The sequence below is a fragment of the Paraburkholderia franconis genome (genome assembly GCF_009362735.1).
Classification (GTDB): Bacteria; Pseudomonadota; Gammaproteobacteria; order Burkholderiales; family Burkholderiaceae; genus Paraburkholderia; species Paraburkholderia franconis.
Genome location: NZ_WHNP01000015.1, coordinates 108822 through 123921, shown reverse-complemented (window position 1 = coordinate 123921; position 15100 = coordinate 108822). Strand labels below are relative to the sequence as shown.

General features: G+C 57.3%; 8 protein-coding genes and 7 pseudogenes. 2 read left to right on the top strand and 13 right to left on the bottom strand.

The window, feature by feature from the left end; all coding sequences use genetic code 11:
• Positions 1-147: 147 nt before the first annotated feature.
• Positions 148-1179: a 7-carboxy-7-deazaguanine synthase QueE gene (gene queE, locus GCT13_RS18185; RefSeq protein WP_235851027.1), complete on the bottom strand. Its 1032-nt coding sequence runs from the start codon at positions 1177-1179 to the stop codon at positions 148-150.
• A gap of 1320 nt (positions 1180-2499) precedes the next feature.
• Between queE and GCT13_RS18175 the strand changes: the two are divergent.
• Positions 2500-2696, top strand: a pseudogene (locus GCT13_RS18175) (IS6 family transposase); the annotation flags it as partial.
• On the opposite strand, the pseudogene GCT13_RS18170 reads toward GCT13_RS18175, so the two are convergent.
• From GCT13_RS18170 to GCT13_RS18140, 7 genes and pseudogenes are all read right to left on the bottom strand, one after another.
• Positions 2682-3048: pseudogene (locus GCT13_RS18170) on the bottom strand (IS6 family transposase); the annotation flags it as partial. The pseudogenes GCT13_RS18175 and GCT13_RS18170 overlap by 15 nt on opposite strands.
• A 167-nt stretch (positions 3049-3215) precedes the next feature.
• Positions 3216-4481 carry an enolase-like domain-containing protein gene (locus GCT13_RS18165; protein WP_087737883.1) on the bottom strand — a complete coding sequence of 422 codons (1266 nt, stop codon included), beginning with the start codon at positions 4479-4481 and terminating at the stop codon, positions 3216-3218.
• The gene (locus tag GCT13_RS18160) at positions 4478-5413 is read right to left on the bottom strand and encodes a transketolase family protein (protein ID WP_087737884.1); all 936 of its coding nucleotides are present in this window, start codon (positions 5411-5413) and stop codon (positions 4478-4480) included. Before GCT13_RS18160 ends, GCT13_RS18165 begins: the two co-directional genes overlap by 4 nt.
• The gene (locus GCT13_RS18155; protein ID WP_087737885.1) at positions 5406-6224 is read right to left on the bottom strand and encodes a transketolase; all 819 of its coding nucleotides are present in this window, start codon (positions 6222-6224) and stop codon (positions 5406-5408) included. The genes GCT13_RS18160 and GCT13_RS18155 overlap by 8 nt, the downstream gene beginning before the upstream one ends.
• A gap of 572 nt (positions 6225-6796) precedes the next feature.
• Positions 6797-7711, bottom strand: coding sequence for a phosphoenolpyruvate mutase (aepX, locus tag GCT13_RS18150; protein ID WP_087737886.1), 915 nt, complete (start codon positions 7709-7711; stop codon positions 6797-6799).
• An 802-nt stretch (positions 7712-8513) separates the two neighbouring features.
• Positions 8514-8870 (bottom strand): annotated as a pseudogene (locus tag GCT13_RS18145) (DDE-type integrase/transposase/recombinase); the annotation flags it as partial.
• A 36-nt stretch (positions 8871-8906) separates the two neighbouring features.
• A pseudogene (locus GCT13_RS18140) lies at positions 8907-9271 on the bottom strand (transposase); the annotation flags it as partial.
• Between the two features lie 121 nt (positions 9272-9392).
• Between GCT13_RS18140 and GCT13_RS18135 the strand changes: the two are divergent.
• Positions 9393-10708 (top strand): annotated as a pseudogene (locus GCT13_RS18135) (IS701 family transposase).
• Between the two features lie 257 nt (positions 10709-10965).
• On the opposite strand, the gene GCT13_RS18130 reads toward GCT13_RS18135, so the two are convergent.
• The 5 genes and pseudogenes from GCT13_RS18130 to GCT13_RS18115 all read right to left on the bottom strand — a co-directional run bounded on the left by GCT13_RS18130 (position 10966) and on the right by GCT13_RS18115 (position 15049).
• Entirely contained in the window at positions 10966-11778 is an 813-nt protein-coding gene (locus GCT13_RS18130) for a hypothetical protein (RefSeq protein WP_087737889.1), read from the bottom strand.
• A 108-nt stretch (positions 11779-11886) separates the two neighbouring features.
• Positions 11887-12087: pseudogene (locus GCT13_RS51620) on the bottom strand (integrase core domain-containing protein); the annotation flags it as partial.
• Between the two features lie 2 nt (positions 12088-12089).
• Positions 12090-12297 (bottom strand): annotated as a pseudogene (locus GCT13_RS49330) (transposase); the annotation flags it as partial.
• Between the two features lie 10 nt (positions 12298-12307).
• Positions 12308-14125, bottom strand: a complete 1818-nt coding sequence (gene glmS / locus GCT13_RS18120) for a glutamine--fructose-6-phosphate transaminase (isomerizing) (RefSeq protein ID WP_087737890.1) — start codon at positions 14123-14125, stop codon at positions 12308-12310.
• Positions 14126-14368: 243 nt separating this feature from the next.
• Positions 14369-15049, bottom strand: a complete 681-nt coding sequence (locus GCT13_RS18115; protein WP_227746892.1) for a carboxypeptidase regulatory-like domain-containing protein — start codon at positions 15047-15049, stop codon at positions 14369-14371.
• Positions 15050-15100: the final 51 nt, after the last annotated feature.

The following is a 15100-nucleotide window of genomic DNA, read 5'->3' as shown; positions in this document are numbered from 1 at the left end:
CCATCCCGCACGGGCGCGTTCGTCCACACGAGCACGGCAGAATGCCTGGACGGGAGCATCGGCGGCGCTTGGGCAGGGTGACGCATGCCCTCGATCAGCTTGAGCGCCGTGGGCTTGGACTTTCTTCCTCGGACCGGCATGATGATGCTACCTGATGTTGATGAACTTATTCGTCTGCAACGAGACGCGCCAGCCGTAGCGGTGCGCCGCCTTCATGCAGATGCCCGTGGCGCGGGACGACAGACTCAGCGGCTGCAACCAGATCGGGGTGCCGCGCGCGCGCTGGATCGGGTCAAGTCTCTCGAGCACGATATCAATGTCGCGCTGCTTGCCGACCGGATACTTGATCTCGTTGGCACGCGCCAGCGCCTCATCGAGCACCGGGCGTCCACTTGGCATTCCGTACTTCGGGCTCGCGGTGACGAAGGTGCTGGGCGTGACGAGCGGCACGTAAGTGCCCGAGGTTTCGACCTGGACACGGTGATGCCACGCTTCGAGCTTCGCGATCAGCGGGCGCAGGTCGTACATGCACGGTTCGCCGCCCGTGATGACCACGTGCTCAGCGTCTGCCGCCCGCACAATGTTCGCGAGCGTCGGCACGTCACACCACGCATAGCTGTCGCACGGCCGCCCGGTTTTCTCGCCCATCGCCCCGACACTGATTTCTCGCTCCGGCATCACCTGCCACGTGTGCTTGCTGTCACACCACGCGCAACCCACCGGACACCCTTGCAGACGGACGAACACTGAAGGTGTGCCGGTGAAGCTGCCTTCGCCCTGTAACGACTCAAAAATCTCGTTGACGGGATAGCTGCCAACGGGTGGCACGGCTACAGACGGTACGTCGCACTGCATTTGCGTGTCTCCTAAATTCGAAGTTCCACCAACCGCACGTCGGTGGCTTCCAGCACTTCGAGTGCCGAGCACGGTCACCAGCCACTGCGCCATGTTCTCGGCGGTTGGATTGAACGGGACACCCTGACCACCGACGTATCGATGCCGCGCACGTAGGCATAGAACGGCTCGTCGGTCCACCGCAACATGCGGTGATCCTAGTAGTCCTTGAAATAGCGGCGTCTTGATCACGCCAAACTCGATGACGCGCCCGACGCCATCAAGGGGGGCAGCTTCGAACACAAAGTGGATGCGGCCGTAGTTGTGCGATGCAGGCTCTGGCACTTGCCTTCATGCCCACAACCATGCACATGGGGCAAATCAAATTCGACGACACAGATCGAATAGTTGTCCGCAGTTCTATTCGCTGGTGATTTAGGTAATCGTCATCGTAATGTGCTTAATCATCCTGATTCCACTATTGCGACGCAGTCAGTTGATGCCGATTTGCGGCTTCCGCCGCAGACGTGGGAAGGGGGAAGTGCCTTCGATTCTCTAACATCGCGCTCCGTCAGATGTCGAGAGACGGCCTGGCGTAGTACTGCTCGTCGGTAACCGGTTTTAGCCAATCGACACATTTGCTGTCATGCTCCTTGTGGAGCGCAATCAGCCTCACGGAGGTCCATGGTGACGCACCGTGCCAATGCTTTCGGTTCCGCGCAATGCAGACCATATCTCCAGGATGCATCGCCACGATCGGTTCGCCTTCACACTGCATCCACCCACATCCCGCGGTCACGAACAATCGTTGGCCTAACGGGTGAATATGCCAGTGTGTTCGGGCACTGGGCTCAAATGAGACTATCGTGCATGACAATCCGACCGGTAATGGCACACCGCGTGGGAGACGGAAATGTATGGTACCGGTACCCATATCAGCGAGGCTACGCATCGGCGGTGGCGGGTTCGGTCGATCACAATGCATGTTCTTCAACTCCTTTGTTATCAGCCAGGAACAGCGATTTAGGCTTTGCGCGGTCGCGTCTTCAGCAGATATCCGAGAACTCCATACACCGTTAGTTGTCCGGCAACGCTTTCGTTCGAGCCAGCCGATCCGGTCCTTAAGGTTGACCTCCCATCCGCCGCTGGCTGACATCATCGTCGACGAGGTTGATCAGCGGACAACGAGTTGTCGCGTGCTGTCGAGTTCTCACTGTCCGGAGCGTGCCCGTGCAAACAGCGTTCTTGCAGGTTTCGTGCCATGCGCGCCCGCATTCTATACAGCGCTTTTCATTTCTATTTATCCCACTGCATTCGTTGTGTACACATCGGATATCGTCATGTCATCTTTGCGACAAAGCATCCGCGATCGTGTAACAAAAGCACTACGATCGCCTTTGGTGTTGGGACGACACGAGCTTGATGCACGCCCATCCGAGAAATGCGCTCTGTTCCGTTGTTAGCCGGTATGTATTCGCGGACATGCCTATGGTGCGACCGAAGGCGGAACGGGTACTGAGCGAAGACAAGCGCTCGCAATTTTCACTTCGTTAGTGCGTTCACGTTCGATTTCGGGGGGCCGGTCGCGCATGCGCGCATCGTACGGCTCTGGCGCGTTACCGAAGTCAAGTAGAATATTTCGAATCGAAAGGTACGGCAAGCGCCATGGCAAAGACGAAGAAACCGCGGAGGACGTTACTCGCCGGTATTGACAGAGTGGCAAAGCGGCTCCATTTTCAGCTGCACGTGATCCTGCTATGAGGACGCTCGTACGTGGCGCTCTCGCTGAGTCTGCCGAACGGTGTATCGAGGTCGACCACTCGAGCATACACCACTGGTTGATCAAGCTCATACCACGTTTCGCCGCGGTTCTTGTCGCGCCGCTTCTGAAGAAGGAATGTCGGGTTCGACGCCGTCTTGGTCGACCACACGCTACAGCAGCCATGGTTCGCCGCGCGGCGTCACGAGTACCTCGTCGAGGTACCATGTTGCGCCCGGTTTGCGTCGAGCAGCTTTAACGCGATGTGCAAAGCCTGCGCCGAATTTATCGCACCAACGCCGGATCGTTTCATAACTGACCACGGCGCCGCGCTCGAACAGCAACTCTGCGATGTCACGCAAACTCAGCTGAAACCGGAAGTACCAACTCACCGCGCAGCTAACGACTGCCGCAGGGAACCGGTGACCGTGATAGAGCGATCTCGTCTTTGTCACATCTGATCATGATGTCCGGGCTTGAGACCCCACGTATGCATGGCCGAAGGATTGACGTACTGTTCGTTGCATACCTCCCACCCGGAACCGGTTCGGCAGCACGGCTTTTGACTGGCACCCGGCAAACGATATGTTTCACTGTTTCCACTTCCGTCTCTGGAATATCGCTAGCTGAGTAGCGCGGCGCCGCGTGCGAACCTGAGCAGCGAGTTCAGCTTGATAATGCGGTCCATTCGGGCGGGGCCGCCGAATTTCAGATAGTCGGCTCGGCCAGCAAGGGCAAGGTGCGTGATCGAATCGTCGTCGTTTTCTCCACTTCGCTGCGACACGACAGTCAGCAGGCCATGACCTTTTCCCATTGCCAGTGCCTCCATCGCGCCTGTTAATGTGCCGACCTGATTCGGTTTAACGAGTACGCCTTGTATGAGTCCCTCCGTGCAAGCACTGTCGATACGCCACGAATTGGAGGCACACAAATCATCGGCGACCATGCGAGCCTGTCCGCGATGCTTCTGGAACGATCTCCAGCCGCGAACGTCCCGTTCCGCGAATCCATCCTCGATGAACGAGATATGAAAGGCCGATATCAACCGGCTGTATTCGTCGCACAAGGCATCCAGGTTTTCGCCTGATGCGCCCTCGTTGCCATTGTCCAGTGCCGGCCACGGATACGTGTAGCGTCCATCCCCGTCGAAATAATCCGAAGCAGCCAGGTCCAAGCCAAGCGTAAAATCCGTCCCCACTGAGTAGCCTGCCCCTGAAGCCGCCTCCAGTATCAAGGCCAGCGGAAACTCGCAGTCCGCTGACGCGAGCAGCAGCGCTCCCTGCGGACTATCTCCAGCCACGATTCCTTGACGGGCAAGCAAGCTTCGCATGGCATTGCGAACGTCGATTCCCATTTGCACCGCGCGCGGAACGTCCAGACCGTTTTCGGGAATCAGCAGAAATTCGACACCGCCGATACCAGATCCTTCGATCGACGCTCCGTCAATTATGTTGAACATCGGCAATGGCAGGTGCGTGATTTCGTCATCGGTCAGCGTCCGGTACAGAGGGATTCTCCTGCTCGCGGCCAGACCTTTGGCGAACGCAAGAGACGCGGCAATCGCAACGTTTCCGCCAAGCTTGCGAAACCGCGGCGACGAGTCTATTTCCCGCAATGCAGCGTCGAATTCCTTCAATGTCCGAAACTCTCTTCCGATCAAGGCCGACGGTAGCAGCAAACTCGCGGACTCGATTGCCGGTCTCGCCGACTCCAACCCTGACCGCCGCTCGTCCTCGAAGAACGTCGCTTCAAAGTCGCCGGTGGTTGAGCCTCGCGGCGCAATCGCGCTGCCACGAAGATGATTGCGCTCGAAGCCGAGACAGATTTCCACGGCGCCGCGTCCATTGCTGTCTAGAACTGCAGCGCACTCTATCGAACTGATCTTCACATTGGCTCCTTGACATCTCTCGCCTCGACGGCGTGCACGATGCTGCCGGCAATGTCGGCAGCGCGAAGGTTTAGGCCGGACAACAGTTCATCGTAGGTACCGCTCTGGGTGAACATGTCTTCAATACCGTATCGCAACACCGGCTTCCCCTTGTGCCCGACTGCTTCCGCGATGGCGCCCCCGAGACCACCGACTACGTTGTGGTCCTCGATCGTCACGATTAGCGACCAACGATCCGACGCCAAGGCCTCTGAAAGCTCATGAGGCAGCGGTTTTAGGCGCTGCAAGGCGACGACGGATGTCACGACGCCGAGCGAATTCAATTGAGCGGCAGTCTGGACCGCTACATCCAGCATGACGCCGATGCTGACAATGACGATCCCGCCGTCACTGCGAGTTTGCTGGTAGCCGTCGCGGATGACCCAGCTCACATCCGGCCGCACGGGCACCGGATTGCGCGCGAGGCGCAGGTACACTGGCCCAGTGATGTCCAGCGCCTGCCGTAGGCAGCTCTCGACTTCGCCATCGTCGGCCGGGCACAGAATCGTCATATTCGGGATGGACCGAACAAGCGCGAGATCGGCGATCGAGTGATGCGGCGCGCCTTCGGAGGACGCGGTGACGCCAGCATAGTGGCCGACGAGCTTCACATTGGTGCCGGCATAAGCGAGCGACTGGACCAGTTGGTCCGCCGCCCGGTGCACCATAATCGCGGCGAATCCGCAAACGATCGGCACCAGCCCAGCCTTTGCCATACCCGCCGCCATGCCGACCATGTTCTGTTCGGCGATCCCGGCATTGATGAACCGTTGCGGGTAGGCGTCCTGGAATCGATAGGTTCGCGTCGAGTGCGAACAGTCACCATCGAGCACTACGAGATCCTGACGTTCCGCCCCCAGTCTGATCAACGAGTTCGAGAAGGCTTCACGCATTGAGTATCCCCGCGGAGAAATCGCGCTTTAGACGGTCGGCGTCAGCTACCGAATGCCATTGCCAGTTGCCTTCCATATACCCAACGCCCTTGCCCTTGATCGTGTGAGCAATGATCGCCGTCGGGCGCGGGTCGGGCGAGTGTGACAGAGCCTGTTCGAGCTGCCGGAAATCGTGGCCGTCTACTTCAAGGACCCGCCATCCAAAAGCATTCCACTTGTCAACGAACGGTTCGAGCGGAACGATGCACTCAATCGCACCGTCATGCTGAATCTTGTTGTAATCGACGATGGCGTACAGATTTCTCGCACTATGTGCCGAGGCGAGCAGCGCCGCTTCCCAAACTTGCCCTTCCTGACATTCTCCGTCGCCAAGAATCACGAACGCACGCCTGTCAGAACCTTTCATTCTGGTGCCAAGGACATAGCCCAGGCCGATCGACAGGCCCTGCCCAAGTGAACCTGTACTGACATCGATGCCTGTGGTGAAACGCGTATCCGGATGTCCCTGAAACTGACATCCATATGCTCTCAACCGGTCGTTGGGCTTTCTGGTGAGAATCCCGAGATCCAGCAGGATCGAGTATAGCGCTGGTACCGCATGACCTTTCGACAACACGACCATATCCCTTTTTGCAAGCGGACTTTCCGGATTAACATTCTGAGTTCCGTAGTAAAGCGAAACAAGAATCTCAACGCAAGACAACGAACTGGCGGGATGCCCCGTCCCTGCTTCGGCAATCAATTGCAACAACGACGTCCGGATCAAGGACGCTCGATGTTTCAGGAAAGCCGTGTCTAGTTTATCTGCCATCGCTATACCTCCATCAGGATCGGAATGAGCGTGTCGTCTTGCATCGCAACGCTCGCGAGATCATCCGGTATCCCGGCGTCAGACCCGCCAAGCTCGTGCGGAAAAAGCACCGCGTCGATGAGGCGAAAATCCGCGCCGATCCAACCAAGGTAGCTTGTATGCACGAGTTCCGACAGATGAAGTGGCCTCGCGATCGTCCGATATCCGCACGCGGCGACACGCCTCTCCGTGATCCGTGCGAGGACTGGTCGCGATACTGCCAGGCAATGAGTTCCGTATTTAGTCACACCTACTAGCACTCCCCTGTCCGAGCGGCACACAAAACCATCACTGTCGAAATGTACTGGTACTTCATATATCATCCTATCTATTTCAAGCGTCACGAGTCGAACAGTTCGTGTAGACCGCCTGCGTGACCGGCGAGTTGGGATCACAAATATACGAACTGCCCAGTGCGCTGGAAATCTCGACGACTCTCCTGGAATCGCCTGTTCGATGGGCCGACAGTACGATTTTTTGTTCGTGGCGTCCCCGCCCGATATCGTTGACGAGGTTTCTCGCAATTGCCATGGTCATGCCGTCCCTGGAATCAGGCGCAGGATCTCCTCGATCGAGAAAAGCTGACCCTCTACCTCGTATGAACGACCACTCTTCAGAATGTCCGCAGCGACCTTGGTCATCGCAGGATAAGCAGCCCGCAACAAGTGATTGGCGTAAATTACAACGTTGAAGCCGGCCTGCTCCAGCTCACCGAACTTAATTCGGTTGTATGTTGTGGGGATACAAACCAGCGGGGTATCTCCGTCTCGGGCTCTAAACAGAGAGGCAAATTCGAGTACTTCGTCCGGCTTCGCGCTTTTGCTGTGAATCATGATTCCGTCGGCACCCGCGTCGACATATCGCTGAGCCCGGGAGGTCGCATCCGACATACCTTTTTCCAAAACGAGACTTTCGATCCTAGCGATAATCATGAATTCATCGCTATGTCTCGCCTTGCATGCGCACTCGATTTTTGCACTGAACTTTTCTGGATCTTCCTGAATCTGAGGAAAACGATTTCCGATCAACGAGTTCTTCTTTAGACCGGTCTTATCCTCGATGATCGCCGCAGACACGCCCGCATTTTCGAGCATCACTACGTTCATCGCGAAGTGCTCGGATTTCCCGCCCGTATCGGCGTCGATAATCAGGGGCTTGCAGGTGCTTTCGAATATTTCATTGATATTGGTGATTCGGCTTCGCATGTCGAGAATTTCAATATCCGGTTTTCCCCGCATAGTCGAGTCGGTCAGGGAACTCGACCAGAAGCCGTCGTACTCGAGTTCCGCTCCCGCCTCATCAATGACCCGGCTTGTCTCGACCACCAGAGCAGCAAGCGGACTTATCGCTTCCATAACGCGCAGGCACCGCTTCCGTTCCAGCGCATTTCTTAGCGCCCCGACGCGGGTGCTCCTTAATTTTGCGTCAAGCGACACAGAATAAGTCATGATTGCCCGCCTTTAATATTTCCGCAATAAACGAAGGCCGTGTCATTGAGTTCCTTCTGGGTTAGAGTATCCGTCATGATCTACTCCGTGGTTTTATATCCTCGAGAGCAGCTGCGACGCAGAAAAGCGCAGCAGAACATTTTGCCGTAGTTACGCATCCCATCCGCATCTCGATAAAACTTGAATCAGTGCGCCGCACAGCACCCGGGTTGCCGTTGTATAGCGTATGCATGAAGGAGCCAAGCATCGAGCTCGGGGGGCGCCTTCGGAAACGCCGCATGGCAGTTGCGCAGCCACCCTATTTCGCCGTTCGGCCGAAGAGCGTCTCGAACCGCCAACTATCCGCACAGGTACGGAAACCAGCACCTCGATTCTCCGGCGTTACTTCAAGGTCACGCATCGCCCAATGCGGGGCGGTGTCAACAGAGCGATCGAGATCGAATTCATGTCCTTAAGTCCGCAACAACTGTACCAGCGACGGAAACGGCTAAGCGCGTGGCTGAATAGGATGCAGAAGACTCACGGGAACCGGCGCGTTTCCAGTGTTGCTGCGACAAAATATGTGCGGTTTGTCGGGAAGCTGACGTCGCGCATGTTAGTCGGCGCGATTTCGGGAGATTGAGCCTCCCCCAAATTTCGTCTATCAGCAGGTCGCGTATAAATTCGACACAAAGGAAGAAAGGAGAGATGCTTGAGGGCGTTGTCATGCTGGCAATGGCGATCGAGTCAAGATGACCAGATGACGAAGACGAAATCGCTCTCCAGGCTTTGTCCCAATAAGGACCTGCTATGCTGAAGCCTCTGAAGAACAACGATCGTTCACGCGTGCAGCCGCTTTGACGAAAATGTGGGTTACCTGAGCGAGTTCAGGTATATCGGCCTTTGCGGCCGGATAACTGCGTAGCTGGTCGGTAACGATTCTGCGCGGCACCGGATTCGAACTCAGCACCCGCCGAAAGAAGCGCTTTGCTACGGGCTTGTCGCGACGCTTTTGCTCCAGCACGTCGAGTTCGGCGCCATGCTCGTCGACCGCGCGCCACAACAGATACGGCTCGCCGCGCAGCGTCACGAACATCTCATCCAAATGCCAGGTGCTGCCTGGCTTGCGCTGCACCACTTTGGCGAACTGGGCAAATCGTGCGCCGAACTTATCGCACCAGCAACACCGCCACCTCTCCAGCAACCTGACAGTGCCCGAATCGTCCATCGACGGACCAAAAATCCACCGAAACAGCAGGCTGTATTGAGTTTGCCCATGAGCTGACGTTCAGATCGGATACCGTACAGCACCTGCAGCAGCATCGCGCGCAGTAACTTCTCCGGCGCAATGCTCGGCCGGCCGCCCTTGATGTCAGCGTCACACATCCCAGCAAAGATCCGATCCATCTTCGCCAGATCCTCGTTTGCCATGACGCGAATAGAGCGCAGCGGACGCGGGGGCGGAACGAAATCGTCCAGCTTGCGCACGGAAAATAAACTTTCGGTGAATGTGTCGGCGCGCCGCGCATAATCTCCAAGGAGATAGAGATAGGTGAGCTTCTCACACCAACGCGTTTGCAATTCATCTCGACGACTATCGAGCGAGGTATTTCCGCAGCCTACTAGTACTACTGTGTCAAAAAATATTCTCAGCAAAGCGATACCTGGTACTATTGAATAATACAGACTTCTGGGGATCGCGATGGGAGAAGATGTCAACGAATTTGACGCGTATCTGAACCATCTAGCGCAGGCGTTAGGGCACGCCGATCGCCACGCCGGTCTCAAGGGTTACTGTTCGGGCCTGGTAATGCCGCTTTCGCGCAAGAGCGTCGAGCCGATGGCCGCGCATATTGACCCACTTCACGCGAGTGCGAAACACCAATCACTCCACCATTTTGTGGCCAAGGCAGAATGGTCTGACCGGGCGGTCCTGCAGCGGGTACGCAATGGGTGATGCCCGCGTTAGGCCTGCACGCTGCTGAAGAGGCTGGCTATTACTGGATTATTGACGACACGGGCTTCCCGAAGAAAGGCAAGCATTCGGTCGGCGTAGCGCGGCAATACTGTGGGCAACTGGGCAAACAGGATAACTGCCAGATCGCCGTGAGCCTGTCGATCGCGACGCAACGCGGCAGCCTGCCCATTGCCTGGCAGCTGTACGTCCCCAAGGAATGGATTGAAGACCGGGAACGAGCGCGTCATGCGGGCATTCCCGACGATCTCGCCTTCGAGACCAAGCCACAGATTGCGCTGGCCCAACTCCGAGAGGCTGTAGCATCCGGCATTGCACCGGGCATTGTGCTCGCCGATGCCGGGTACGGCGACGAAACCGCTTTCCGGGAAAGCGTAACTGAACTGGGTTTGTTGTATTCGGTAGGGATCCGGCCGGGCACCTCTGTGTGGGCACCCGGTACGGCACCGCTTCCGCCCAAGCCCTGGAGCGGGCGCTGCAAACCCCCGACATTGTTACGCCGCGCACCCGGCCATGAACCGCTCGCAGTGAAGGAAGTGGCTGTGCAATTACCCGCAAACGCCTGGCAGACCGTCACCTGGCGGGAGGGTAGCAACGCAGCACTTTCCTCACGCTTTGCCGCCGTGCGGGTTTGTCCCGCGCATCGCGACAATTGGCGAAGTACCGTTCGCGACGAAGAATGGCTGCTCATTGAATGGCCTGATGGCGATACGGAGCCGCTCAAATACTTTCTCACTACCGCCCCCGAAGAGGCGACCCTCGAGCAGCTCGTGTTCGTGACCAAAATGCGCTGGCGCATCGAGCGCGACTATCAGGACCTGAAGCAGGAGTTCGGGCTCGGTCACTATGAAGGGCGAGGCTGGCGTGGCTTTCACCACCACGCCACGCTGAGTATCGCTGCATATGGCTTTCTGATGGCTCAGCGACTCAGGATGCAATCAGGTGCAGGCGATAAAAAAAACTTCCTCGAACGCACGCTGCCTACCCTTCCCACGGATTACATCCCACGGGGCAGTCCAGCGCGCTCAACGCCACGTTCCTGATTCCATTACTACGTTGCGCATCCTGCTTGGACAAAGGCTCATGCAACGATGGTTCTCTTCCTGTACGGCTATAGAGCGCGCAATTCTGTAACACAGTAGTACTAGGGTGCGCAATCTGCCGAGCGCAACAAGTGGTCAATCAAACTATCTGCAGAAGTCAAGATCACGATTACCGCGCGTGGGCCCCGCAGCCGCGCCGCTCTCGACGTGGTAGCCCTGCACATCGGACGTAAATCGGAAAATCGATAAAGAGCAATTCAGCCAGTGACCGCTTTGACAGTCTTGCTCGCGTTTTGATCCAGAAACAGTGTTCCTCCGGCGTTCTGGTAGAAGGGAACCAGTACGACAAAAAATGGTTTGGCTCCCGACTCCAACTGCTTATCTGTCGCATTTGAGTGCCCCCCAAGTGTCCCACAACTTTTCGTAAAAAAAGTGCAACTTAAAACAATACTTTTCGTATTCCTCCCACTCGTAACAATATCCAGGGCTCCCACGTTGAAGACCTTGGCCACTATATAGTAGGTTCTCAAAACGGTGCGATCTTCCCGATACGCCCTGACCTCGTCATTGATATTTGCAAAAAGATCTCTTGCTTTCTGGAGCAAATACGTACCGTCGTCGATGTTTTGCACAAGCCGTTGAAGACCTTCTGATGTTTGGGCCTGATCGACGTGCACGCTTTTAAAGGAAAAATGGGCAGAACTTGTCGTCGTCGCATCTGCTGAAACGTTAGTGACCGCAAAGTTCGTGGCGAGCTGAAGCAAATTGATCGCCAGATTCACACCCTTATCACCGGTTAGATCAATCACTTTATCTGTGTCGCTTACACGCTCCGTAATTTTAGACGAACTGACATAGTCGACGACGACATCTGAAGATTTCATGATACTCGCAGTGCCATCCTGATGAATATCGAGCTTGACAATTGTACCAACATGGGGAGTGTCCGTTACCGCCCAAACAGTTCGGTTCAGACCATCGATCCCGCTGGATGCCTGTTCACGATGGCTGAACCAACTGCATCCCGACAGGACGATGCCGCCACAAATCACTGCGCAAAGTTTTTTCATTTTTCCACCGATTTCCTATTTTCATAAGATTGCACGAAACTTCCCACATTCATGTTTCCGCTGACCTGCCCCCTTCAGTAGGGCCAGTGGACTTCTAGCAAAGCCCCTTTAAATCAGCTCCTGGAAAGCGGCAGGAGCGTCCGCTGTTGCCCGATGTTTCGCCGCGAACTCCGACGGAGAAAGCTAGTTCAGTGCACTGTGCGGCCTTTGCTCGTGGTAGTCCTGACGCCATGCCGCGATGACAGCCCGAGCGTCGGCGAGCGTCGTGAACCAGTGCTTTCATTCGTCGAGGAACTTGCCGTTGAACGTCATATCGGGCATTGCTTCGGCCAGCAGCTTCTTCAGCCGCGCGTTCTCGGCCTCAAGGTCTTTCAACCGGCGGGCTTCCGAGACTTCCATGCCGCCGAACTTCGCACGCCAGGTGTAGAACGACGCGTCACTGAACCCGTGCTTCCTGCACAGTTCTTTGACCAAATGCAGAAAGGCTCCTCGTTCTGCAACGCGCTCCTTCGTCGAAATGGCGCGACCGTTATTCAACGGTGACAGATTTTGCAAGATTCCGCGGCTTGTCGACATCCGTCCCGCGGGCACAAGCCGTGTGGTACGCGAGTAACTGCAGCGGCACGACGTGCAGGATCGGTGACAGCAAGCCATAGTGCTCGGGCATGCGGATGACATGCAGCCCTTCGTCATTGACGATCTTCGTATCGGCATCGGCGAATACATACAGTTGCCCACCGCGCGCCCGGACCTCCTGAATGTTTGACTTCAGCTTTTCCAGCAGCGCGTCGTTTGGTGCAATGGTCACGGCCGCCATTGTCTGCGTGACCAGCGCGAGCGGCCCATGCTTAAGCTCGCCGGCCGCGTACGCTTCCGCGTGGATGTAAGAGATCTCCTTCAGTTTCAACGCACCTTCAAGCGCTATTGGATAATGCAGCCCGCGGCCGAGGAACAGTGCGCTGTCCTTACGCGCAAACTCTTCCGACCATGCGATGATCTGTGGCTCCAGCGCCAGCACACTGTTTAGCGCCGCCGGCAAGTGGCGTAGCTGGCGCAGATAGTCGGCTTCCTGTGACGCGGTCACGTGGCCGCGCACTTTGCCGAGCGTTACCGCGAGCACGAAGAGAGCGACCAGCTGCGTTGTAAACGCCTTCGTCGACGCGACGCCGATCTCTCGGCCCGCATGCGTGAGGAATGAGAGCACCGTCAGCCGCACCATCGCGCTTGTGCTGACATTGCAGACCGACAGCGTGTGCTTGTGTCCCAGCGCTTGCGCATGCTTGAGCGCCGCAAGCGTATCCGCGGTTTCGCCAGACTGCGAGATCGCCACTACCAGCTGATTCGCATTTGGCACGGAGTCGCGATAGCGGTACTCGCTCGCGATCTCCACCTGCGTGGGAATTTTCGCGATCGACTCGAGCCAGTATTTTGCCGTCAATCCCGAGTAGTAGCTCGTGCCGCATGCGACAATCAGGAGGCTGTCGATTTCCGAAAATGCCGTCGGTGCGGCCTCACCAAACAGCGTTGCGTCGAAAGAATCCGTTGCCGGGATCGTGTCACCGATTGTGCGCGGCTGCTCGAAAATCTCCTTCTGCATGAAGTGGCGGTAAGGGCCCAGTTCAACCGCACCGCCGTAAGCCGCAACTTCACGCGTTTCGCGCTCAATAGGCGCACCGTGACGATCGACGATCCTGACACTCGCGAGCGTCAGCTCGCAGACGTCGCCTTCCTCCAGAAAGACAAGACGCTCCGTGCTTCCAGCAAGCGCCAGTGCATCCGAGGCGAGAAAGTTCTCGTGCTCGCCAAGACCAACGACGAGCGGCGACCCTTGCCGCGCACCGACAACCGTGTTCCGATGCGCTGTGTGCAAAACTGCAATCGCGTAGGCACCGTGCAGTTCGCCCACGGCATTTCGCACCGCTGTGATCAGATCGCCGCGATACAGGCTGTGGATCAGATGCGCGATGACTTCCGTATCGGTCTGCGAGACAAACTCGTAGCCCTTGCCACGCAGCATCTCGCGCAGCGGCTCGTAATTCTCGATGATGCCGTTGTGCACGAGTGCCAATTCGTTGCAGGAGAATATTGGATGCGCGTTATCGGTGACGGGCGCGCCGTGGGTCGCCCACCGCGTGTGCGAAATGCCGCTGACGCCTTCCAGATGCGTCTCGCGCACCTGCGCATCCAGTTCCGCGACGCGCGAGACACTGCGCGCACGGTGTAGTTCGCCTCCCGCCAGCACGGCCACGCCGCACGAATCATAGCCGCGATATTCGAGGCGACGCAGTCCTTCGATGAGAACGGGAACGATGTTACGTTGTGCAACTGCACCGACAATCCCGCACATGACTTACTTGTCCTCCAGAGTCTGCTTCGTTAAAGCACGTGCTTGCTGAATCACTTTCTTGCGAAAAGGGAATGCCCCTGACGCGAGACACGTCGTCTCGCCAAGCTCGCGGCACGGTTCGCGCTCAGGGGGCATCCGAAACGCTGGCTTCCACTCGGGCTGGCAATATCACGACAATGCCGCTGCGATCCGCCACCTGCTCGGCCGGGATGAGCACGCGCCCCAGCACCCGTCACTTTTGGTCTACGTAGCGCCCGTGCCACCCGTACCGCCCGTACCCCCAGTCGAGCCGCTACCCGAACCCGTAATCGGATTCTTCGCGCCTGCGTTCACCAGCGCGTTCACCAGTTCTGAGACTGGTTGTCCCGTGGAATCAATCGCCCCGGCGCCGTGCAGCTTGTCAAGATCGGCATCGATCCCCGGCTGACCCGTGGTGAACGCAGTAGTCAGGAACGCGGAAGTCGACAAGGTCACGCCGTACATGTTTTTGACGACCTGCGCGACGGCGGATTCCGCATTTGTAATCACCGTGCCACTGGTCAGTGCGCTCTGGTACTTTGGATTGGTCGGAAGGCCTGCCAGCAGGCCGTTGACCGTAGTCCCAAGCTGCGCCGCCAGATAACTCAGAAGCAGCTCCGTCAGTGAAGTCAGGTTGTACGTACCCGGCCCCGCCGCAAACGAGTGAAGCGTGGTGCTACCGCCAGTGCCAGTCAACGTGCACGGGCCATCGAACGCGAACGTCGCGTTGAACTTGCCGGATGAGTCTGTCGTAGTGCTCGCCGAACGGTTCTTGCAGACGATTGAGATCGTCGCACTCGCGAACGGAGCGCCAACCGCCGCTGTGCCGTTGATGGTCCCGGTCGGCGGCGATCCGCTGCCGCCGCATGCCGTCAGCACACTCAGCGCAACAACAGTCGTTGCCATCCACAATGTCTGCTTTCCGAGTAGGTATGAACGCTTCATCGGTCTCTCCAG